Source organism: Trueperaceae bacterium, from assembly GCA_002707365.1.
Lineage (GTDB): Bacteria > Deinococcota > Deinococci > Deinococcales > Trueperaceae > UBA6957.
In genome coordinates this window covers 1-23,511 of sequence record PAMQ01000011.1, presented here as the reverse complement: position 1 = coordinate 23,511, position 23,511 = coordinate 1, and the positions used below count along the sequence as shown (strand labels likewise).

19 protein-coding genes and 1 tRNA gene are annotated in these 23,511 nt (G+C 47.4%); 10 read left to right on the top strand and 10 right to left on the bottom strand.

Annotated elements, in window-relative coordinates; genetic code table 11:
• The first annotated feature begins 224 nt into the window (after nucleotides 1-224).
• Complete coding sequence (locus tag CMO31_05310) at nucleotides 225-1,985, top strand: ABC transporter ATP-binding protein (GenBank protein ID MAZ53418.1); 1,761 nt, start codon at nucleotides 225-227, stop codon at nucleotides 1,983-1,985.
• A 19-nt stretch (nucleotides 1,986-2,004) separates the two neighbouring features.
• A complete protein-coding gene (locus CMO31_05305; GenBank protein ID MAZ53417.1) occupies nucleotides 2,005-3,915 on the top strand; it encodes an antibiotic ABC transporter ATP-binding protein in 1,911 nt (636 codons plus the stop codon).
• A 106-nt stretch (nucleotides 3,916-4,021) separates the two neighbouring features.
• Here CMO31_05305 and CMO31_05300 read toward each other — a convergent pair whose 3' ends face one another.
• On the bottom strand, nucleotides 4,022-4,528 hold the full coding sequence (locus CMO31_05300; GenBank protein ID MAZ53416.1) for a hypothetical protein: 507 nt from the start codon (nucleotides 4,526-4,528) through the stop codon (nucleotides 4,022-4,024).
• A 367-nt stretch (nucleotides 4,529-4,895) separates the two neighbouring features.
• Nucleotides 4,896-5,300: a hypothetical protein gene (locus CMO31_05295; protein ID MAZ53415.1), complete on the bottom strand. Its 405-nt coding sequence runs from the start codon at nucleotides 5,298-5,300 to the stop codon at nucleotides 4,896-4,898.
• Between the two features lie 109 nt (nucleotides 5,301-5,409).
• Between CMO31_05295 and CMO31_05290 the strand changes: the two genes are divergently transcribed.
• A tRNA-Ala gene (locus CMO31_05290) sits at nucleotides 5,410-5,485 on the top strand.
• 371 nt (nucleotides 5,486-5,856) lie between these two features.
• Nucleotides 5,857-7,317, top strand: a complete 1,461-nt coding sequence (locus CMO31_05285) for a hypothetical protein (protein ID MAZ53414.1) — start codon at nucleotides 5,857-5,859, stop codon at nucleotides 7,315-7,317.
• 61 nt (nucleotides 7,318-7,378) lie between these two features.
• Here the strand turns inward: CMO31_05285 and CMO31_05280 are convergent, their stop codons facing one another.
• Entirely contained in the window at nucleotides 7,379-7,855 is a 477-nt protein-coding gene (locus tag CMO31_05280) for a large conductance mechanosensitive channel protein MscL (GenBank protein ID MAZ53413.1), read from the bottom strand.
• A 255-nt stretch (nucleotides 7,856-8,110) separates the two neighbouring features.
• On the opposite strand from CMO31_05280, the gene CMO31_05275 reads away from it, so the two are divergent.
• Together CMO31_05275 and CMO31_05270 are read left to right on the top strand one after the other, a co-directional pair.
• Nucleotides 8,111-9,010, top strand: a complete 900-nt coding sequence (locus CMO31_05275) for a fimbrial assembly protein FimA (protein ID MAZ53412.1) — start codon at nucleotides 8,111-8,113, stop codon at nucleotides 9,008-9,010.
• A gap of 210 nt (nucleotides 9,011-9,220) precedes the next feature.
• Nucleotides 9,221-11,236: a molecular chaperone HtpG gene (locus tag CMO31_05270; protein MAZ53411.1), complete on the top strand. Its 2,016-nt coding sequence runs from the start codon at nucleotides 9,221-9,223 to the stop codon at nucleotides 11,234-11,236.
• Between the two features lie 66 nt (nucleotides 11,237-11,302).
• Here CMO31_05270 and CMO31_05265 read toward each other — a convergent pair whose 3' ends face one another.
• Entirely contained in the window at nucleotides 11,303-12,160 is an 858-nt protein-coding gene (locus CMO31_05265; protein ID MAZ53410.1) for a nucleoside hydrolase, read from the bottom strand.
• A 282-nt stretch (nucleotides 12,161-12,442) separates the two neighbouring features.
• On the opposite strand from CMO31_05265, the gene CMO31_05260 reads away from it, so the two are divergent.
• Nucleotides 12,443-13,435, top strand: a complete 993-nt coding sequence (locus tag CMO31_05260; protein ID MAZ53409.1) for a hypothetical protein — start codon at nucleotides 12,443-12,445, stop codon at nucleotides 13,433-13,435.
• Between the two features lie 30 nt (nucleotides 13,436-13,465).
• Here CMO31_05260 and CMO31_05255 read toward each other — a convergent pair whose 3' ends face one another.
• Both CMO31_05255 and CMO31_05250 read right to left on the bottom strand, forming a co-directional pair.
• Nucleotides 13,466-13,654: a hypothetical protein gene (locus tag CMO31_05255; GenBank protein MAZ53408.1), complete on the bottom strand. Its 189-nt coding sequence runs from the start codon at nucleotides 13,652-13,654 to the stop codon at nucleotides 13,466-13,468.
• Nucleotides 13,655-13,695: 41 nt separating this feature from the next.
• On the bottom strand, nucleotides 13,696-14,529 hold the full coding sequence (locus tag CMO31_05250) for a hypothetical protein (GenBank protein ID MAZ53407.1): 834 nt from the start codon (nucleotides 14,527-14,529) through the stop codon (nucleotides 13,696-13,698).
• Nucleotides 14,530-14,733: 204 nt separating this feature from the next.
• Here CMO31_05250 and CMO31_05245 point away from each other — a divergent pair, with 204 nt between their 5' ends.
• On the top strand, nucleotides 14,734-16,224 hold the full coding sequence (locus CMO31_05245) for a sulfatase (GenBank protein ID MAZ53406.1): 1,491 nt from the start codon (nucleotides 14,734-14,736) through the stop codon (nucleotides 16,222-16,224).
• A gap of 239 nt (nucleotides 16,225-16,463) precedes the next feature.
• The gene (locus CMO31_05240) at nucleotides 16,464-17,909 is read left to right on the top strand and encodes a hypothetical protein (GenBank protein ID MAZ53405.1); all 1,446 of its coding nucleotides are present in this window, start codon (nucleotides 16,464-16,466) and stop codon (nucleotides 17,907-17,909) included.
• A gap of 51 nt (nucleotides 17,910-17,960) precedes the next feature.
• On the opposite strand, the gene CMO31_05235 is transcribed toward CMO31_05240, so the two are convergent.
• Genes CMO31_05235 through CMO31_05220 form a run of 4 tightly spaced genes read right to left on the bottom strand, consistent with a single transcriptional unit; the run spans nucleotide 17,961 to nucleotide 22,279 of the window.
• Nucleotides 17,961-19,154: a hypothetical protein gene (locus CMO31_05235; protein ID MAZ53404.1), complete on the bottom strand. Its 1,194-nt coding sequence runs from the start codon at nucleotides 19,152-19,154 to the stop codon at nucleotides 17,961-17,963.
• Nucleotides 19,155-19,190: 36 nt separating this feature from the next.
• The gene (locus tag CMO31_05230; protein MAZ53403.1) at nucleotides 19,191-20,114 is read right to left on the bottom strand and encodes a hypothetical protein; all 924 of its coding nucleotides are present in this window, start codon (nucleotides 20,112-20,114) and stop codon (nucleotides 19,191-19,193) included.
• A gap of 16 nt (nucleotides 20,115-20,130) precedes the next feature.
• Nucleotides 20,131-21,435, bottom strand: a complete 1,305-nt coding sequence (locus tag CMO31_05225) for an arylsulfatase (protein MAZ53402.1) — start codon at nucleotides 21,433-21,435, stop codon at nucleotides 20,131-20,133.
• Nucleotides 21,425-22,279, bottom strand: coding sequence for a hypothetical protein (locus CMO31_05220; GenBank protein ID MAZ53401.1), 855 nt, complete (start codon nucleotides 22,277-22,279; stop codon nucleotides 21,425-21,427). Before CMO31_05220 ends, CMO31_05225 begins: the two co-directional genes overlap by 11 nt.
• Nucleotides 22,280-22,513: 234 nt before the next feature.
• On the opposite strand from CMO31_05220, the gene CMO31_05215 reads away from it, so the two are divergent.
• Nucleotides 22,514-23,511 (top strand): hypothetical protein (locus CMO31_05215; GenBank protein ID MAZ53400.1); only part of this gene is annotated, 998 nt, incomplete at its 3' end.

Here is a 23,511-nt window from a genome sequence, read left to right as displayed (position 1 = left end):
AAGTAGAAGGTGGCGATAGTTTAGAAGGAGAGTGGCGATCCACAGAGTTTGGTCCCATCATCTTCCAACTCACACTCAATGGTGAGTTTTATGCTGAATCACGTGTAAATCCTTAAACCGAGTTTTATGCTTTGTCAGCCTAAAGCCCTGAACTAACTAGTGGACTAACTCGGGTTAACATAGCACTTGGGTGTACAACCCTGTTTTCTTTTTTTGGAGGTAAGTTGCAGCAAGTCTTTAAAGATCTTTTTCGATACGCAAGAAAATACCCGGCCCATTACATCACTGGGCTAGTTGCTTTGGTGGTTTCTACGTATTTTGTGACTTTAGCTCCGGTCATTATTGGAGATGCCATCGACTCATTTAAAGAAGGTACTATGACAATGAGGTCGATTTGGTTAACCCTNACCTATTTAATGGGGGCAGTAGCAGCTGGGGCGATGGGGTCGTTGGTAGTTCGCAGGACTATTTTGGTCGCTAGTTACAATATTCAATTTGATGTCCGTAGAGACCTGTTTAACCATTTCACAGACCTTGAGGCAGAATACTTCGACAATAATCGGGTTGGGGATTTAATAGCTAGGCTCACCGCAGATCTCAACGCAGTGCGCCAAATGACTGGCATGGTAGTTTTCCAGAGCGTTAACGTTGGATTCCTCTTAATTTTCACTCTATTTCGCATGTTNAAACTCAACAGCTCACTTGCTTTAATGACACTTATTTTGGTCCCTGTCATCTCTTTAGCATTTTGGCTTCTACTTCGGGTAGTAAAGAAACGTTACAGGCTAGTTCAAGAGCAATTCGGTAATGTTTCAGCAATGGCAGCAGAAAATTTTAGTGGTATCCGGGTCGTGAAGGGCTTCGGAATTGAAGATCGGGAAATCGCTATTTTTGGCCGGCTCAACGACGAGTTCATTCGTCGGAATCTCAGGCTAACTTTGGCTGACGGCCCATTGTTTCCGATGATGGAACTGCTGTTCGGTATAGCCATCTCACTATTGCTCCTTTTCGGTGGCCAAGCTGTCCTGAACGTCAGTCTTTCTATCGGCGCATTTTCTAGTTTTATTTTCTTGTTTATGGGAATTCAATGGCCTCTTATGGGGCTCGGCTTCATTGCTAATATGGTGCAGCGGGGTACCACGTCATGGGGGCGTCTGNGTGAAATNTTTGACGTTGAACCCACCATCCAAAATGGTCCAGAGACAGACTACAGCATTCGCACAACTCACGGTGAAATAGAATTCCGTAATGTCTCTCTAACCGTAGACGGCATAAGGCTGCTCGATAACATCTCGTTTCACATACAACCTGGCGAAAAACTAGGTATAACTGGGAGAACTGGTGCAGGGAAAACTCTGATCATCAAGTTAATTTCACGCCTGATAGAGCCAGATGATGGGCAGATACTTATTGATGGTCGAAACATCAAGAGCGTACCAATAGCTGTTCTCCGTCGCCAAATAGGTATGGTGCCACAAGAACCATACCTATTTGGCGACACGGTTAAAGAAAATATTGCTTTTGGAGTCCCAACGAATATAGTCACTAACGACCGAATCAAAAGAGTCGCTACACTTGCTCAGTTAGATCAAGATATTGAAAGTTTTCCCAAGGGTTACGATACTCGCCTCGGTGAACGTGGCGTAACCCTTTCAGGTGGNCAACGTCAACGTACCGCAATAGCTCGAGCTATNATTAGAGACCCCAGCCTCCTCATCCTGGACGACGCACTATCTGCAGTTGACACCCAAACAGAATCAGAGATCTTGGATGGCCTTAAAAAAGTTACTGATAACCGTAGTAGCATCATCGTGGCCCACCGGCTCAGTGCTTTTCAACTTACTGACCGTATCCTAGTTATTGAAAACGGTCGAATAATAGAACAAGGTAGTCATAATGAGCTCGTCAATTTAGATGGTTGGTATGCAGATATAGACCGCCGTCAGCAATTAGAAGCAGGCTTGGAGATTACCAAAAATGACTAATAGAACTGAGCTCACGGACATGAGCGTGGTCGAATCCAGTATCGAGGAGACTAAAGCTGAGTTCCGGAGACTTCGGCAAAGTAAACGACCTGCTTTGTATCATGAAGCCAATTTTGATGAAGATGGAACACCCCTAAAAAAAGCCTTCGATTGGCAGATCATGCGCCGGCTTTTAAGTTATCTAGGACCTTATCGCGCACAGCTAATAGCAGGATTAGTATTGTTGATTAGTTATAGTGCCCTAACCCCAATTTTTCCGAACCTTATTGCACGCGCGGTAGACCGGTATATCGTAGCTGGAATCGCCCCCTTTAACGCCCTCAGTGATGAGGCTCGCTTTAACGGCCTATTAACAATTGTCCTTATTTATCTTGGCCTCCGTATAGTTAACTTTGGCCTCAGGTACGGATACACCTACCTCATCACTTGGTTGGGACAACACATTATCTACGATCTTCGGAAGGCAATGTTCACCAAGGTCCAAAGGCTTCACCTAGGTTTCTTTGACCGAACTCCCGTTGGCCGCCTTATAACCCGTATCACGAGTGACGTCGACGCTATAGAGGGGTTAATGACCAACGGCGTAATCGGGCTCATTGCTGACGTCGGCCTACTGTTAGGGTTAACAATTTTCATGTTCAGCATCAATTGGCAACTGGCCATTGTCACTCTTGCCGTCATGCCNTTGTTGTTCTTAGTGCTCAACTGGTTACGCTCCCGCATCCGTGATGCTCACCGAGTAGTTCGGCTTAGAGTCTCGCGATCAACAGCGTATCTAGCCGAAAACCTTAACGGTATGAGCACCGTACAACTCTTTAACCGAGAAGAACGGAACAAGCAAAGATTTGATCATCTCAATCTTGACCTTATCGATGCCCGTGTTGAGATGATTCACTGGTACAGCCTCTTCTGGCCAGCGGTACAGGTCACCGGTGGCATAGCTACTGCTCTTATCTTGTATTTCGGTGCGTTCAACATTATTGGGCCAGGTTTAACTGACACCGTCACGCTCGGAGTGTTAATAGCTTTTATTCAATACAGTGTCATGTTCTTCCGGCCACTCCAAGATCTGTCAGACAAATACAACATTGTGCAGGCAGCCATGGCATCTTCCGAACGTATTTTCGACTTGCTAGATACGCCCGAGCTCATCACTAACCGACCTGATCCCAGTTCTTTTTCCTCTTCATTTCAAGGTGAAGTAACCTTCGAAAACGTGTGGTTCGCGTACCAAGATGATGACTGGGTTGTTAAAGATCTTTCCCTAAATATCGCTCCTGGCGAATCAGTAGCCTTCGTGGGCCACACTGGTGCTGGTAAGACGACGATAATTAGTCTAGTCTCACGCTTTTACGACGTGCAGCAAGGGTCCGTCAAGATCGATAAGAAAGACGTGCGGGATTACGACCAAATTGATCTAAGGCACCACATTGGTATCGTACTGCAGGATCCATTCCTATTTAGCGGAACTATACGAAGTAATATCACTCTGAATGATGACACTATCTCGGAAGAACAAGTCATCGAGGCTGCAAAATTTGTCAACGCTCATGGTTTCATTAGTCGACTACCTGAAGGTTATAAAACCATCGTCCGTGAGAGAGGTGCTGGGTTTTCGACGGGTGAAAAGCAACTTATTGCCTTTGCTCGTGCTTTAGTACAAAATCCTGACATACTTCTTGTNCTTGACGAGGCGACTGCGAATATCGATACGGAGACCGANGAGCTAATCCAAGACGCCTTGAAAAAGCTCATGCAGGGACGAACATCTATCGTCATTGCACACCGGCTTTCCACTATCCAAGATGTAGACCGGATCATGGTCATGAGTAACGGTGAGTTAATAGAAGAGGGTAACCATTTCGAACTACTACAACAGGACGGTCACTATAGAAAACTCTACGAATTGCAATACCAAGAAAAGAACTAGTCGGGAGAATTTTACACAAGATCCGTACTATAAACACTACCAGCTTACTGAAAGCTTGTTACCCATCTTATGACTGACAAGAGTGGTCTGCACTAGCGGCTAGAAATTATTGATTCAACATAACCCGGTATTTGAGTTTAACCTCGCCACCAGGCTCTAACGGGACCAGTAAAGTCCATCTTACGGCAGTGTAATCTTCAGCTTTGATCAAAATCTTCTCTTCATCTTGGGACAAAATCACCGGAGGATCGTGGAAACCATCGCACGTATCACAGGTAAATTGCGTTTGGATTTGCTCGGACGAAACCGTAGCAGAATTATNTACGAAGGTTGTCCGGTTTGGCACAGGTCCCGTTATCCCGACTAGACCGGCTGGAAGAGTAGACCCACAAACGTGCTTGGCAACCACACGATACTCAATCACTTGACCAGGCCTAGCCTTGTCTGTCTCTTCAAAAAGCTCTTCAATCCCAGATTCTGTAGTAACCTCGCTAACGATAAAACTCTTAAAACTTACTGCGACAGGGGACGCTTCCTCTAGGCATGCCACGATTTCTTGAGCATTCGCAAAAGCAGCAAAAACCAGAAAAAAAACAAAATGAAAAGGTTTCATTACCTCTGACCATACCAATCCCACATGTAAAGCGTTTAAGTATCGTCTTAATTTTCGACGTCCTTAGATTTAGGGCTATCCAGATCCTAGTGCCCTGATAGTTCGTTTTCGGTTGAGATAAATGTTTTACAAACAAACGGTTTCTTTAAGGCCTCAAGCTTGAATAGAAGCCTCAGAAGCTCCATCTTGCTAGTTGTAATCTCCTGAAGAATACTAACAACAGTGCGAATAAAAGGGTCNCATTATTTATTAGACTACGTGCAATTTAAGCAAACCAGTGATACTCATTGATCTCAACACGTAGCCTACACGGTAGCGATCTTGAATTTAGCTAATAATAATTCTCCCCTACCCATAGAAGTCCCGTCTACCAAATTGACCTAAGAATTATTAAGATCAAGATCAGCAATAGCAAGAGCAGTATGGCAATCGTCCTTATCCACGCTCGGACTGGACTACGGGATTCGTTGTTTCTCGCTGCCTGAAACGTATTTGTGGAACCTGAAAGGTCCCCCGTAGGACTGGAGGCTACAACTGTCGCTAAAGACTGTACCCCGGCTTTACGAAGCACCTCAACGATCTCATCCGCATTTTCCCTACTAATAGGTCGTGTGATGGACCCAAACTCTTCTGAAAGTAGTTGCTCCAGTTGTGCAGTGGGAATCCCTAGTTCAGAAGATACGCGTGCAGAGACACTGGCAAGCTCTGCTCCTGTAACCGGTACCTGAACTTTCACTATGTATAGTTTGTCCTCAAAAGGTTCTAGAGACATTTCTTAGCCTTNACACCCCCAAAACCATAATGCAATCTGATGTCACGATACAGCGTGAATGACTTGGCACTGGCACAAACTTTTGTGCTAGACTCTCGTGGCAATTTGTGGGGCCGTGGCGCAGTTGGGAGCGCGCCTGAATCGCACTCAGGAGGTCAGGGGTTCGAATCCCCTCGGCTCCACCAAAAATAAGTACCAGAGGAGATAGGCGCCTCACTATTAATACGGCGCCTCTACCCCTAAACAAGATAATCGCTTTCCAGTCTTAAGGGGACTTGGGTGTCATTTTTAATGGTATTCAGTCCCACTACCGCCGCCTGGAGATACTCACCAGCTAACCCTGATGCAAACCATCTTACGCGCGTTTAATCTGAATATTACTACCACTATCTGGCGAAGAAGTTGCTACCTAAAATATCACCATAGGCCAACTGGTCACGAAAATCCCACACCAAAAAAGTGTTCTACGAGGGGATAGGTACTTTAAAAACGTTAAAGTTAGTAATACTAGAAGCGTCTACAGAACGCTTTGCCTGATAGCCCGAGAGGAAACATCATGACTAGTGAGAAACCCCCTAACATCTTATTTGTATTCTCAGATCAACAACGCTACAGCGCACTTGGGGCTAATGGAAATAACGTAGTTCAAACCCCCACAATCGACCAGCTTGCGACTGAAGGGATGGTTTGTGACCGAATGTTCTCAAACCATCCTCTATGCTCACCTTATCGCGCAATGCTACTCACAGGGCGGTACGGTTGGCAAAATCATGTGATTGACAACGAATATCTTCCAAGACGAGACATCCCAACACTCCCAGCCACTCTGCGTGAATACGGTTATGGAACGGCTCACGTCGGTACTTTCCACTTAGGTGAAGGACCCTATCAGAAGGAAGATCGCTACGGAATTGAATATCTTGCGGCGCCTGATCTACACAGGAAAGGGGGTTACTTTGANCCTGCCTACTTCGAAAACGAAATAGGCCCGACAGAGAGAAAGGGTTGGGGGCCAAAGATCGAAACTGACCTTGCGATCAATTTCATGGAGCGGCACCTTGATAAACGTCCCGATGATCCCTTCGCTCTTTTCCTTTCCTGGCGACCTCCTCACTGGCCTTACGGACAGTATCCAGATGAGCACCGCCTCTATAATCCCCAAGACATGGATGTACCGGGAAACGTACCTCCTCAAATGGTGGATTTTGCCCGCAAGGAAATAGCTGACTACTACGGGTGTTGCACAGGCCTAGATGCCCAAATGGCCCGCTTGTTGGTGACTTTAGATCAACTTGGCATAGCGGATACAACTATTGTGTGTTACACATCTGACCACGGTGATCACTTATCTAGCCATGGTTACGGCAAGCCTTTTGATACGTGGCTTCATCCTTCAATGCGCGCTTCTAAAGCTACGCCTTATGAAGAATCAGCCCACGTACCGTTCGTACTTCGTTGGCCTGGCCAAACCCCGGCAGGGACACGGAGTACCTCATTTATGGGAACAATAGATTTAATGCCTACCCTGCTAGGCGCCTGCAACATACCCCTGCCAGACGGCTTGCAAGGTCGCGACGTATCAGATGTATGGCNGGGTAAACCCGCACCAGTTGACACTGAACTGACCCCAGGTGGTTCTGATTCAGTTTATTTGCAGAATATGGCGAACGGTTGGCCTGACCGGACGGAATGGGTAGGACCCTGGCGAGCTGTCCGTACNGAACGTTGGAGTTACACCCGATGGCTCGATAATCGTCGTGGGCCGTGGCTTTTCGACCTAGCGAATGATCCCTTAGAAATGATTAATCTTGCAGAAGACCCCAAGCCGTGGGAGCAGCGTCCTTCGGATCCCACCGTATATAAAGAAGCGCTCGAAGAGATGGAATTTCGGCTTCACCGTTGGATGGAGGGAACTAGCGATCCTTTCGAATACGGTCGCCGGGGGCCAAGAGGATTTCTTGATTTAGGCCAGAGGTTTGCGAATCCTGAAAGGTATTCTGCCTGGGGAGTCTCTTAAGGCGCGTTTCGGTTCCTTAGCCTTTACGCGCTTGAGGAGCCCTCTGTCTCTTTGTCCTAAGCTACTTTGAAGGCCGTCTTTCTTGAGGATCTCCCCTATCGACAAGTCGTTGCAAGAGATCACGCATCTCACCGAGAAGCTGGATGTCTTTCGGTGGAGCTACTGGCGAGGCNGGGTCTTCCTCCTCTTTTTTACGCCACTCCTCAAGAAAAGTTAGTGTCCTTACGACCATAAACATAGCGAAAGCGATTATGAAGAAATTGACTACCGTATTCAGGAAAACGCCGTAACGCAATACTGGCATACCAGCATCAATCGCAGCTTGTAAGGTCTCATACTGCGCGGCATCCTTGAGAACGATAGCTAGTTGGCTAAAGTCGACACCTCCCAAAAGGAGGCCTATCGGCGGCATTATCATATCTTTAACTAGGGACTTAGTAATAGCGCCGAACGCCGTCCCGATTACTACTGCAACGGCAAGGTCAATTACGCTTCCTCTCGCAATGAAGGACCTAAATTCCTTGACGAGACCTCTCATATTCCACCTCCTGTGCAGCGACCTTCCGCCACTACACGCCAAATTGCCACACGGTTTGGGGTAAAAGTAGCTGCAAACATGTACCACCGCTGTGCATCTGGCCCCAGAAGTCATCCTAACTCAATCTTGAGAGAACCCTTTCAGAAAATGGCTGACTAGCCAACCGCACTCCTCAGGCCTCTAGATCCCCGGACGGCTGTACTCCGACAACCTTTATTGTTACTCATTACTGTTAATACGTAGTACCCTGGAACCATGGATAACACTAACGCTGGTCCTCTTGTTACTACCTTCTCGATCGTGGGTTATGACCCTGATGTTCCAGCTTGGGGGGTAGCGATTGCCTCTCGTTTTCTTGCTGTAGGTGCCCAAACCTGCTGGACCTCGCCTGACGCTGGTGTGGTGGTAGTTCAGGCNCATCTCAATGCAGACAATGGAACTGAAGGCCTCCGTCTCTTACGCGAGGGTTCAAGTGCCCCAACTACTATCGAACGTTTAATGGATGCTGATCCGCACCAGGATCTCCGCCAAATCGCCATGATCGATCGAAGTGGCACCCCGGCTACTTTCACTGGTAACGCCTGTACGGAATGGGCTGGAGGAGCTCTCGGTAAGCATTGTGCTGCCCAGGGAAACATGCTTTTCTCTGGGGATGGTTGCGCAGCCATGGTTGACAATTTTGAAAAGTCAACGGGTAATCTGACCCGCCGATTAGTGAATGCCCTAACAATTGGGGATTCTGTATCGGGGGATGCCAGGGGCCGACAATCAGCTGCGTTAAAGGTAGTACGACCTCCATGGGATAGTCCTTTCGACGTCTTCACTGAACCAACCATTGATTTGCGAGTGGATGACCATCGTGAGCCATTCCAAGAATTAGCTAGGCTTCTTGATCTGCATGAGTTGCTCTACCACCCAACTACACCGAATGAGCATCTTGAGCAGACAACCACATCGATAAGTAAAGTCCAGGATGCACTAGCAAGCTTAGGTATTTACAATGAATCCGTCACCGGCATCCTAGATGATGCTACCGTCGCTGCTCTGAACCAACTGAAGGCTACTCACAATCTTAGAAATCGCATGACTCCTGATTCCTGGATTGACCAGCGTGTACTTACTTACCTCGAAGATCTTGCTGCGACTTCTGACTAAATTATGACGAATATTGGCGGAAAGGTCCTCAATTCAGACCGCATGCAAAAACCCCGAAATTGAACTATAGGCCTGCCGATGCTATACAAACTTCTGCGCAATGATCCTCTGTGTTTCTAGGGCACAATTAAGAGCCTTACCAGGCAGCTTCTTGCGCACTAATCAACCAGTAAGTTACTCTGCGCAAAGCCCTGGCTTGAATAGCCGGTCCTGACTAAGGGCAAAGGAGAGAAAGTGTCTAACGAAGTTCCAGAACGCACCCCCTTCAAAGCCGAGATTCAAAAGGTTCTTGACATTCTTATTCACTCTCTTTACACAGAGCGTGAGATATTTTTGCGTGAGCTCCTATCTAACGCTTCCGATGCTATTCATCGCTTCAAATTAGAAAGCCTCACCCATAAACAAGTTGTGTCGCCAGAACTGGAACAAGCTATTTGGATCGAACCAGATTCGGAAGCGGGGACACTCACAATTCGTGATAGTGGATTAGGCATGACTCAAGTAGAGATGGAACAGAACTTAGGAACTATTGCTCACTCTGGTGCTAGTCGTTTCCTTGAAGCCATGAAGGAGCTTAACCAGGGTAAAGGTACTGGGGGCAATGAGGTAATTGGTCAGTTCGGTGTTGGTTTTTACAGCGCCTTCATGGTGGCTGACGAAGTCGAAGTGACCTCTCGTTCATTCCGACTTGATGAAGAAGGAGCGAAGTGGCATTCAGATGGCGACGGAGGGTATCAACTAACAACTGCCGATATCGACAGCCGAGGCACAGAAATAGTGTTGAAACTCAAGGAAGACGCTAAGGAATTTCTGGAACCCACACGGTTACGTCAGATAGTCCGAGCTCACTCAAACTATCTTGCCTTTCCTATTTACCTACCGAAAGTCGGGGATGATGAAGATGATTCCTCTGATAAGTGGGATCAGGCTAACGAGCGTGTTGCACCTTGGCGCGAAAGACCCGGATCTATCGAGAGCGAGAAACTTACTACTTTCTATCAGCAACTCACGTTCGACAGTGGTGAACCACTTAAATCTGTTCATCTTAGTGCCGAAGCGCCAATACAGTTCCATGCTCTCCTATTCATTCCCTCCAAACGCAACCATAGGTTGATGCAGAGCCAAGAAGATTGGGGTTTGANGCTCTATGCCCGGAATGTATTGATTGAAGAAGGAAGCAAAGCACTCCTACCCCCATACCTTAGGTTTATCGAGGGAGTTGTCGATTCCGAAGACCTACCTCTTAACGTTTCACGCGAAATGGTTCAGGCTTCACCAATTTTAGCCCGCATTCAATCAACCCTAGTTTCACGCATAGCAAGAGAGTTAACCACACTGGCAGAAGAGGACGAAAAAGGCTTTGGTACCTTCTGGGATGAATTTGGTGTTTTCCTTAAAGAAGCAGTAGCTACGGACCCAACGAACAAAGATAAGTTCGTGGAGCTCCTCCGGTTCCCCTCTACCCAGGGCGAAACAACAACTTCGCTGGCTGAGTACACAAACCGGATGGGAGAAGATCAAGACGCCATATATTATGCCCTTGGTGACAACCTCGAAGTTCTACGCCGTAGTGCGCACTTAGAACCGTTCGAAGCACAGGACTTCGAAGTGTTACTTTTCACTGACACAGTCGACAGTTTCCTAGCCATGAGCTTACCCGACTACCAGGAAAAACCTCTGAAGAGTGTTGATGATCCCGAGCTGACTCTGACTAAGACGGATGAGGAATCAGAAGAAGATTCGAAAGAGCCAGAAGCCCCTAAAGACGACGCCTTCGCAAGGCTAATAGAAAAAGCCACTGCGGCATTAGAAGGCCGAGTGCAGGAGGTACGGGAAAGCAAGCTGCTGGTGTCACGCCCAGCCCGCCTGGTGAACGCTGGGGGATTGCCCAGTAGCTTCGAAAGAGCGCAACGCATGATGGACCAGAATTTCACGGTAGCCCCGAAGATTCTTGAGCTAAACCGTTCTAGTGGTCTTATTCAAGAACTATCGGCACGCCTCGAAACTAATAGTGACGACAACCTAGTACCACTTATGCTCGAGCAGCTCCTTGATGCTGAACTATTAGTTGAAGACCTACTACCAGACCCAGCAGCAATGGCTGAACGAATGAGAGAACTAATGGCGAAAAGCCTCCAATTTCAAGCAAGTGATGACGGTAGCGAACCTGCCATAAAAGATGAAGCAGCGCCGGAAACGAACAAATCTGATGAAACTGAAGAGTAGATAATGAGTCGCAGTTAATTATTTAGGCAATCCCAGGGCTCTGGGATTGCCTAAATAATTTGATAATCAAGGAACAGATAAGCTCTTTAGTTTTTGGAAGAAGTCCCTGAGTATAGGATCGCGTGACACGAAACTAGCACTACGGATCAAGTGTCGTTGGCGGTCTACACTCCATGTCACCTGGTCGGTAACTATNGGACTCTGGACAAGTTCTGATGACACCCATGATTCATTTAATAGGTATGCGATTGGGGCCATATCCCACAGTACTCTCGAGTATCCCATGTGATCATCTCGAGTCTCTCTAAATCGGGAAGCTAGGAAGGCTCCTATTTCACCAAAGGGCTCTACATACCGTTCTATCTCCGTTAATGTCGTGGTGAGATGAGTTGTAACACCAAAACAGGGTACTAATACCAGTGGCACTTCACTATCAAACACGGTCCTAGCAGCTGGTACATCTTGATATAGATTGAACTCTTTGGTGTGGGGCCAATTGAGAGCGTGTCCACCGAGCCACACAACGACAATGTGATTAGCAATTCGGGGTTCTAACAATAAAGCCGAAGCAATGTTGGTAATTGCCCCAATCGCTACAACATATAGAGGATCGTCCTCTGGGCTGCCTAGTGCTCGATCAATAAGATCACGAACAGCCTCGCTATCACATGGCTCTGAATTTGGCCCAAGGTAATCGTTAGAACCCCGGTAAACAAAATTCTCAGGGGAACGACCCAGCCGCTCAAGGAGGCGCAGTATCTCGTCGTAACTCAATTCCATCCCATGTCCAGGACCGTCTGAGCGTTCATTAAAGAATGGGGCCGCGTATATAGCCTCAACTTCAAGCTTGTCAGGTGATAAAAGGGCGTGCACCAAGGCAAACTGGTCATCAATCTCGTTGTAGGTATCGGTATCTAGCACCATTCTAATGCGCCCTGTAGGTACTTGAAGGCGCTGTAAACGGAGGGCCTCAGGAATTTTGGGGACAGAGCTCAGTGATTGTGGGGGCGGNGGCTTGTATGTCACTTCACACCTCTCATGACACCATAGTACCTTCCGGTAACCCTAGTTTACGTTTAGATGCCAGACAAACGTAATTATCATCTACTATCTTCACCGAGCTTCAGCGCTTTACGGACCGTTCCAAATAACCATACAAACTGTGATAAAAAGCGGTAATCTGTATTTGTAACGAGGGGGTCCTACATGAAAATTATAGCGGGAACCAAAGAAGGCGTATTCTTACTCGATAAAGGCAGCACTCGACAAACACTGGCGGCTACGGACGTGTGGGATTTGGTTGAAACTAACGGGTATTTGTTTGCCAGCACCGGCAAGGGGTTATTCCGTTCAAATGATGCTGGGGAATCTTGGCAACTAGCTGGCTTGGATAACCTGGAGGTTTGGCAGACAAGATCCGCAAGTGATGGTGTCTTGTACGCTTGTACGCAGCCTCCAGCTCTTTACCGCAGCACGGATAGTGGTGAGACGTGGCTTGAGGTGGAGTCGTTTGCACAAGTACCAGAAGCCGCTGACTGGTGCCTTCCTACTACGCCAGTAACGCCTGGTAGGGCCAGGGCTCTTGTTATAGATCGGAACGATCCTAGCCGAATCTGGGTTGGTATCGAGGTGGGTGGAATCATGCACACTTCTGACGCNGGGAAAACCTGGAGTCTTGTTGTGCCTGGTGATAATCCTGACGTACACATGATGTATGCGGATCCAAAATCGTCTGACGTAATTTATACCTCTGCAGGCTTCGGTCGTTTTGATGGCGTCGCTGAATTAGTAGAGGGTAATGCTGGTGTATATCGTTCTGAGGATGGGGGCAAAACTTGGCATTTTGCTTGGCGAGGAGTTACGCCCTTGTATGCCCGACCAATGTGCATTGATCTGCGGCCTCCCTTTGGACTTACTGTTGCGACAGCTCCAGGAGCTGGGTCGCACTACTCTCAAGAAGGTGGGGCTAAAGCTATGCTTTTCCGTTCCTATGACGGTGGCGAGTCATGGATCTCCCTTTGTGACGATGATCACTCTCCTTCCAGCGCCAACATCCATGGGCTAACGCCCGACCCGGAGCACCCTGGTGGTGTACTAATTGGTACGGACACGGGTGAAGTTTGGGCTATCACCCCAGAGGCGGAGTGGTCGCTCTTGGGTTCGGGAATGCCGTCGGTACTATCAGTTGCCGTAGGGTGAGTACAACTCTATACGAACTAAATTTACGGGCTACCGTCTACGATTACGAATGTAAGTAATCACGCCAAAAAAGCTGATGTAAAGCACTAGAAACATCAGCAGGATGAGCAAAAAAGGAATTTTTCCGCCAGCCTCCTCAACTAGGATGACGATCGTGTAGCCAAAAGCGACGGTTAGAGCTGCAGAAAACCAACCGTCTTGTGTATTACGACGTTTCATCTCTCTTAGATCATACTAGTTTTCGATAGTAGTAACGACTTTCAATCTGCGCTAGCGCCCGTCGTTGTAATGATCACTGAGTCGGTGTCGCATAAGATTCCGTCGCACACTGTTAAGGTAGCTTCATAAATTCCTGCTACTTCTGGTCTAAATCTATAAGCTACAGTTTCTGAAAGGTAATCCTGAGTTCCATCCGGCCGCCTCAAGGTCCAGCTATACGTCAGGGTGTGTCCATCAGGATCATAGGAACCCTTGCCATCAAGGTAAATACCATTAGGCATTATTACGATCTGTGCAGGACCAGCCTCGGCGACAGGTCGTTCGTTCGGCCCGAACGCATCAGCTTGCTTAACGCTTTTTTCTGGAATCAATCTCGCTCCTTTCGGTTTGCTAGTAACTTTGACCCATTCACCCGGGTAACAACCTTTGAAATCCTTGATCTCCAAAGCAACTGTGTAGGTACCTACAACNTCAGCAACAAACTTAGTTTCGGCACTATTAGGGTTTATCAACTCAGCGTTACTGCCATTAGGCTTCAGTACNAGGTCCCACTGATAATTAAGGGTATCCCCATCTGGATCTACGCGACCACTATTATATTTTTCGCCATTACCAATGAGGAGAACGGTCGTACCAACCTCAACCACCTGGTCATGACCAGCACACCTAGCTTCCGAGAAGCGCTCCGGCATACCGCGGATGATTACAAACGCTATGACCGTAAACAAGCTTAAGCAGATGAGCATAAGCGCTGGAATAAAATTACTATTAAGGAACTTAGGCAGTAGTTTGTTCAACAGGCTTTCATGATCACGGTCAACAAGCAATTTGTCAACGGCCTCAACGCACGTTCTTTTGTTGAATACCCTCCCCAATTAAAGTTGTGATTCCCTTGCCATAGGTCGTTCGTCAATATAACTGTGAAGCCGTTCTGGTAGAGACTGTATTTCCTGTAGGCCTGACAGAATAATTGGGTAAACGACAGTAATTTAGGTTTCGTTAGCGTTCCGTTGTAATTAGTTGATGCTTCTTTGGCTATCGAAACAACGTTTTCCATTTTAGGTCGCTAGAGCTGTACAATGCTACACATGGCTGACCAACCAAATATAGTTTTATTTTTAACGGACCAATTGCGAGCTGACGCGCTCGGATGTTACGGAAATACCATCTGTCCCACACCTAATCTTGATCGCTTTGCTGCTAACGGAATGCTTTTCGACAATGCGTTCACTACGTCACCTGCCTGCTCGCCTTCACGCGCATCCCTCATGACTGGGAATTACTCACATAATCACGGTGTCCTTTTAAACACCCATATTGATCCTGCGTTCTCACGGGGTTTAGACCCCCAAACAGAGACGTTTGCTGATGTACTCAAAGGAGCTGGATACCGAACTGATTACATTGGTAAATGGCACGTTCATGAAACACTCCCCCCGACTGAATACGGATTCGACCGTTACGAAGATCGGTGGGGTAGTCGTGGTGATAGAGTCCCAGGGTCAGAAATAGCTATCGATTTCCCTGGTGGATCAGTACCTGTCGCAGCCACCGCTACCACTGACGCACAGAAGCTTTTCCCAGCTGAGGCTGTAACGCGTGGCCTGGAAATGATTAATGATCGTGCCGTAGAAGCCAACCCATTTTTCCTTAGAATTGACGTGGTTGAACCGCATTTCGAATGCACGCCTCCGGAACCGTTCGCTTCTCTGGTAGATCCAAAATCAATTCCTCCATGGCCTAATTTCGAGGAAACATTCGAAGGCAAACCAATGAGTCACCTGCGTAAACACCAAGAATGGCACCTCGAAGAATACGACTGGGAATGGTGGTCGAAAGTGGTGGCCAAGTACTACGGTGTTATTTCTTACGTCGATGCGTGCTTCGGAAAGCTAATGGAGGGCCTGGAGGAAAGCGGCCTAAGTGACAATACTATTGTGGTTTTCTCAACCGACCATGGCGACGCGATGGGTTCACACAAGCACTTCGAAAAAGCTGGAACGCTCTACGATGAGGTGTATCGCGTACCGCTAATCATGGGGGGACCGAAACGCTGGGTTCAACCAGGAAAACGGAAAGAGTTCGTCCGACTGCTTGACTTAGCACCTACCTTTGCCGAATGGGCAGAAACTGAATTTTCCTCACCAATAGATGGCCTCTCAGCTGCACCTCTTGCTGCTGGTAAGACGCCCGAAGCGTGGCCTGACTCTGTATACGCGGAGTACCATGGAGAAGTCTGGGGATACAACAGTCAGCGTATGGTGCGAACTGAAAACTGGAAATACGGTTTCGAGCCTAATGGCCTTGATGAACTTTACGATCTTAAGAATGACCCTCACGAAATGATTAATCTCATTGATGAGGCCGAACACTCAGGCACAGTCACTGAGATGAGGGGTCGTCTTCATGGCTGGATCGACGCTACGGCTGACCATTTCACGTGGCCTTGGGTCAAAATGAATTTACCTGACCCGATAATGCCTAAAGGAATTACGACGCCCAGAAAGCAGGGCATTGAAAGTGAGTCGCAAAGGAACTACGCGAACTCAATCCGACAAAATAAAGATTAAGAACCTTGGTTTCCCGCCATAAAAACCTGTTTACACAACACTAGTTGAGAACGTAACCATCGTGATTCTCCCCAATCAAAGTGGACCTGGTAACTCTGCCTTTAAGAATGGGTACTTGTTCCCAAATGGTGCGTAACCATTTGCACTGCGGTAATCTGCCTCATAGGTGACTTGGTCTTTACAAAATCCAGGAGGGACCGATCGGAACTACTTAGAAAATAATCAGGGGTATTGAATAAATGATTACAAAAAACGTGGTTGGCAAACTCAAGGCTGAGGAATTAACGTCCCGGCAGGTGGTAAGCGATTCGCTTGAGCATATCGCCACTCACAACACCAAGGGTCAGAAAATTAATGCCTTGCTAAATGTTGACGCTCGGGCGCTGGAGTTAGCTGCAGCGCTCGATGAGGAGCGCACTCTACAAGGTGCTCGTACTGGTCTTCACGGTGTACCCGTGGTGGTTAAGGACACGATAGAAGTTGCAGGTATGCCGTACACTCTTGGCCATCCGATCCTAGCTGATTTTGACCCCAAGCGGGACGCTCAAGTCATACAGCGATTACGAAATGCTGGGGCAATAATTCTTGGGAAGACAAACCTCACTGACATCCTAGGACCACTTGGTGACGCAGAAAGCACCATAGGGGGGAAATGCCTTAATCCTTACAACTCAAACTATAGCCCGGGGGGTTCAAGTGGTGGCTCTGCTGCCGCGGTCGCCGCTGGATTCGCACCCCTTGCTCTTGGAGTTGATACGGGGGGTTCGGTACTTATCCCTGCTGCTGACTGTGGTTTAGTCGGAATGGTAGCCACTCATGGATTAGTAGGGCGCTCGGGAGGCCTAGCTGATTCTGCATCCCTAACAAGAATCGGNCCAATTGCTACAAGCGTCGCAGATGCCGCTACTCTACTCAGCGTAATGAGCGGTTGGGATCCTCTTGACGCTACAACGATCGGAGCCATCGGCCGAATTGAGGGTGGTAACTTCGAAGATCGTCTGGAAGAACGGAATGTTGCATCCTTCCGCTTGGGTGTCCTGCGGGATCTTTTTTTACCAGGAAACGACCGGCAAGAAGGCGCGCAAGTAGTTGAAATGGCCCTTGCTGCTCTTAAAGAAACCGGTGTAGCTTTAGTGGATCCGACGTACTCAGGAATCAATCTTACTGAACTAGTAAAAAGAGAGCACAGTGCCACTAACTATCATGAGTATTGGCATGCTCGAGATGCTATTTTTGCAACGTGGCCCGAGCATGCTCCTTTTCACAGTGTTGAGGAACTAATTGATCTTGTGGGGAAAGATAACCTCAAAGGTACCCAGTTCCTTGATCTCACTCACCCTGATTCGAGCAAGGAATACCTTAATCACCTAACAACGCAGAACATGATGCGTGAAGCGCTGATGAGTTTGATTGACGAGCTAGAGCTTGATGCTCTTGTTTACCCCTTTAGTCTTCGTGGTCCTAGAAAATGGGATGATCGTAGTCTTCTTGGAATGGAGGAAACCGCTCTTGCTGCTCATACGCGCCTCCCGGCAATCGTAGTACCAGCAGGGTACCTACCAGGTGACAGGCCGATAGGCTTAGGTTTCCTCGGGAAACCATTCAGCGATCTGACTCTCCTCCAAATAGCTCACTTTTTTGAGAATCAGTACCCTGTCCGCCGAGAACCGAATTCCTATTGGTGATCAGAACCTGAAAGGCTTTAAATCAAGATCTAAAGCGAGTGGTAATTGCTTCTAATCAACGGGACGGCGCTTACCAATTCCTTCACGTCTAGCTATCTGAGCTAGGAGGTGTGCGGGTTGGGGCTTATCTGGATTCTTCACGCCACTGGGAGTGTCGTTCCAAGGTCGGCGTAACGCTAAACTCCGGTCTTCTAATGGAAGATCAACACGGACGTTGCCTCGTCGGTGTGATTCTCGAATAGCAAGGCTGATCTCAAGAAGGTGACGTCCCATGTCTCCAGAGCAGTTTGGTGTCTTACCCGTTTCTATGCAAACGATTGCGTCTTTGACTTGACCAACACCAGCGCTCCATATTTTTTGAGGCCGTGGGAACACGTGCCGCACTGGGGTCGGACGGGCTCCCGGGACAATTTCTCCCATGGTCCATAGTTCAAACTCGTACCCTTCGTTACCATTGCGAATCGAAATTGTACCTTTCTCACCAATGGCATCCAGAGTCCATGTTGATGCCCCACTGGGTAGCATCCGGCAGAAACCTCGAGCGCCATTCTCGAAAGCAAGATAAGCGTTCCCCGCAAGATCACCTTCACCTGCGGCTTTCTCGTCGCTCTCAGCTTCACCCACTAACCATGAGACGCGTTCATTACCGCCCGCCAGGACACACATAGCTCCGAGCCAATGAACACCCATGTGAGCTAGTGGNCCGGAACCATGAGCGGTAATCTGCAACATTTTTCCGAGTACTCCTTCGTCAATCATGGCGCGAGCCCGCCGATAGTACACGTCTGAAGCTCTCATGGCGTTAAGCATCAGGATTACTCCTACCTCATCACACGCTTTTACTAGCTCGTCTGCTTCTTCGAGCGATTCGGTCATGGGTTTTTCCACCCAAATGCACTTCACGCTAGTTTTTCCCTCTCGCACCATCTGGACGATATCGAGAGCTATTTTGGCTCTCGGGCCAACGTGTGTACAGACGCTAACCATGTCAGGCTTTGCGTTTATCAGCATTTCCCTGTAATCCTCGTAAAGCTTNGATTCAGAAAGACCCCATCGTTCACCGAAAGTCTTCCTCTGCTCAGGGAACGTGTCGGCCGCGCCGACGACTTCTACTTCGGGAACTTCGCAATAACTACCCATATGACTGAAGGGTTCTAACCAACCACTCCCTACTACTTCATCATCAATGGTGTCTGCAATCCTACCCAGTCCAATTACCGCAGCTTTGTACCGCTTGTTATCCATGGTTGCTCTCCTCCTCTTGAGATAGTCCTGTGTTCCCTAAGTACTCAACCTTTGTGTACTAGCTAGTTCATGGCAATAACCGCCGTTGGATTCCTTCAGTTCGTCCGACCAGTCACGCCACATGTTGGGTTGTGGTGGGTCTAAACGGGTTTGATCCAAGTCATTTCGAGCGAAATCTCCCAGGACAGCTTGGCGTATGACTCCCGAGTAATTGTGGCTTGCCATGTGAGCTAAACGGTGGTGCCATAACACTACGTCACCGGCTTTACCCCAACATTCGACGGGTTCCGTATCTTTTTCTATACGCGCAAGTTCAGCATGGTATTCGGGTGGGTTAGTTATTCCTCGTAAGCTGGGTAAATGCTCGTAACTTGGCACCCGAGCCTGGTCGTATTGCATCCAGAAAGTCGGGTACAACCTCTTGTGGGATTTAGGCCACACCTTGAAAGCACCTCCGTCGGGGGGTACGTCGTGAATTAGGCCAACAGCTCCGAAATGAAACGGGTGCGCATCAGTGTGCGCTTCATCTGGTTCCCTGGCTTGGTCGCCGTATGGAAGGGTGCAGTAAATACCTCTAACTCCTGGTAGTTCCCCAACTACAGGTTGCCTTACTTTGTTTTTGCCGAGTAGTTGTTCAGCTACAGCGCAGAGTTTAGGGGAGTAAATGAGCTGGATGAATTTGGGGTCCGTGCGGATCGAGCGTAACTGCCACTTGAAGCCTTCACGCCGATGCTCAAGATCTTTATTTATGTCGGCCGTTGAGAATGGACCCACGTGAGTTTGGGGTTCATGGCGTCTTAATGAACAGTCGGTTGGTAATGCTTCCCAAAGGCGATCTCGCGCCCAAGTGCAGAGGTCAACATCGAGTGCTCCTGGGAGCAATAAGTAACCATTGTCCTTGAAAAAAGCAATCTGCTCGGAGGTGAGGGGTTTTTCCGACTGGTTGTTGTTAATCAACATAGGTCGCCCCCTTCGGTTACGTTTTTACTTGATTAGCTTGCCACCAATTGTACGGTATTTCCTCGTCCATATCTCGGAAGAGATTCATTAGTTTTTCAACGCGTTCCGGATGCGCAGCATACACATCGTGTGACTCCCCAACGTCGTTTGTCATGTCGTAAAGTAACGGGCGATCTAAGTGCGATTCAGCCTTTGAGAACATTGTTGGAGCGGAGTGCATATGCAGTTTGAATTCTCGATCTCTTACTGCCCATAAATTCTGGTCTCGCCAACCATCGAAGAAGAAGAATGCTTCTCGTTCGCTGCGTTTCCCTTCCTTAATGGTGGGCAGAATATCGATCGAATCCATGATGACGTCAGTTGGAAGTTCTTGGCCTGTTAATGACGCGAAGGTAGCGAAGAAATCAATGTGGGCTGCTAAGTCATCCACTCTTCCTGAGGGTATGGTTCCGGGCCAGGAAATTACGCATGGTACTCGACCTCCTCCATCCCAGCATGTGCCTTTTTCACCTCGGAGTGGCCCTGCGCTTCCTCCTAATTCGTGATAGCTTTTCCAAGGACCATTATCGCTCGTAAAAACAATGAGAGTGTTCTCGAGTATTCCTTGTTGTTTGAGGTTACGAACAATTTCTCCGATGGACCAGTCGATCTCTTCAACCACGTCACCATAAATTCCTCCGCGACTCTTTCCGCGGAATTCTTCAGAAGGCCAGAGTGGTACGTGAGGCATGTTGTGCGCTAGGTAAATGAAGAACGATTCATCCGAGTGGGCATTTATGAACTCGTTAGTCTCTCGGGTGTAACGTTGCGTGAATTGAGTCTGCCGGGCGGGACGTTCGACAAGGTCGCGCTGTCGGTAGATTGGTACATCGAAGGTATCTGCCTCTCCGGCAACGTAATTTGCGTGTTGGAAGCTTTTGTAATTCTCGTACTCGAAATCACCAATTGGAAAATGGTCGTTACTTGAGGGAGTACCGTAGTAGTAATCAAAACCGCGATCGTTTGGGTGCAAGCCTTCTTCCATACCCAAGTGCCATTTGCCGATCAGGGCAGTGTGATAATCAGCTCTTTTAAGCATGTCGGCCATTGTGTCGACTTCACGGAAGTCAGGACGACCGGGGTACCGGCCGGTCATGAGTCCAGCGCGACTTGGGTGGCATATGGGGCTTGAAGCGTAACAATTAGTCCAACGTTGACCTTCATTAGCTAGGGCATCAAGTTCGGGAGTATCGATTGTTGGACTGCCGTAGCACGACAGGTCACCGTAACCAAGGTCATCGCAGAGGACGAAAATAATGTTGGGGGGTCGATCAGTTGGCATTAGTGTTCCCTTTCTTAATGGCTGGGTTGTCTCCACGTACCACCATGGGGGCTATACGTTTGTTACGCCTTACTTTTTCAGCCATGAAAGCCTCGCTAGCTTGCACTTCCTTGTTAGCTTTGTAAGTTCCGGGCGTCCGAGCGTAACGAAAGTCGATGCTAATTCGGACGGAATTACTTTTGTTAATTTTACTGCCGTGGAAAGTCATGTTTGTGAACATCATGATGTCACCAACGTTCATTGGTACTGGCACGGGTTCACCTCGTGCTTCTACATCCTCGAATGAACGCATTCGTCCGTTTTCGTCCCGAGCGCTATCGATTAAATCCCAACGGTGACTCCCGGGTATTACGTATAGGCAGCTGTTAACCTCATTGACGTTTACTAGGGGAAGCCAGACTGTAACTATGTGCGCNTGTCGTGTTTCTTGCCCGTAGTATTGACTATCTTGATGAAACCTGAATGGTGTTTTGTCGCTATTAGGTAGGTTAATGCGAAGCATGTGATCACCGTTGCAGGTGATGTGAGGACCCAACTGTGACTCGAGTGCATTAAGGATCCCTGGGTGTTCCATTAAGGTTTTTAATTCTGGCCCGATTGGTGGTAATTGCCATTCTTGGAGGCTACCGAGTTCCTTACTATCATGTATAGCTGCTAGGCGGTCTTGAAATGGTAGGTCTTCGTAGAGATTACTGATTTTGCCGGCAGCCATGAGAGCGCGGGCGTAAGTATCAACTTTTTCACGAATTAAGTTCAGGAAGGGTTCCATTTCAACTTGTGGGATCGCTTGACGAACAACGGTGTAACCATCGTTCTGGTAATCACCCAAAGTTTCTTTGAGCATGAGGTCCCCCCTTAGATTAATACCTTTATTGTACGGCACCTTAAGGGCAACCTGGTTCTTACGCGCATTAATGATCCGATTATGTTTTTGGTGGGTTAGACTCTACCGATTTAATATGGTCAATTGATATTGAAGCACAAGAGGGCTGGAGCTACATCCGCGAACATATTACTGAAGATTTGGTTAGCTGGACTTCAGTATCTGACCCCGGTGACGAGTGGTACTTGGAGGATAATGGAAACAAGGGCATATAACAATGCATTCGTATCAGCGTGCATTTCACTTTTTATACCTTTGTTTATTTGGGGAAATGTTGTTGCTTTCCTACCATGGTTAGCAAACAATTTAGAGCTTCCCGATACTACACTCGGTTTTTTATTCATGGTTTTTGCTGTTATTCAAATTACTGTAAGTCAAATATCAGGAAGAGTTATCATCCCAAGGCTTGGGTCCAAGAAAACATTAGCTTTAGGAATGTTAATAATATCAACAGCACCAATTTTTATTGGATTAGCAAATGATACTTATTCATTCGTTCTATCATTTATTCCACAGGGTATTGGTATGGGAATGATTATGCCCACAGGTACTGCAATAACGGCTTTAGTGGAATTAAAAACAAAAAGAATACTACAACCACTTTTTTTAGCTTTTGTAAGTATAGGTTTTTTGTTTGGCGCACTGAGTTCTGGTTTGTTTCAATATAGTAATGTTCATCCACCTTACGCACTTTCTTCATTATCGATTGTTGCGCTGATTGGTATTTTTTTAATTTTCAAATATGGCCTACCCAATAAATTGGAAACCTTTGAAAAAGCAGAACAATTTAGATTCCCAGAGAAGAAAATACTCCTCTTTGGCCTCTATGGATTTATTTTCTTTGCTACATCAGGAATCATCGGTGATTGGGCAGCACTTTGGTTTGCTAGGGATTTAAAAACTACTGCTTTAGTCGCTAGTTTGGCCATAACAGCTTGGGGTGCTGGAGTATCTATAGGAAGGTTATTGGGTGCAAAGTTAATAGAGCTAACAAACCAAAAATTTGTTGGTATTTATATGGGTATTTTTGGTTGCGTAATATTGTTTATATCTATAATTATTTATAATCCATATTTAATTTTATTTAGCATTTTAATATTTGCTTTTTGTGTAGCCAATTTTTACCCAATTGTCGTGAGATACGCGTTAAGTCAAACAACTGAAAGTTTAAATACAACTGCTTCTAATTTAAT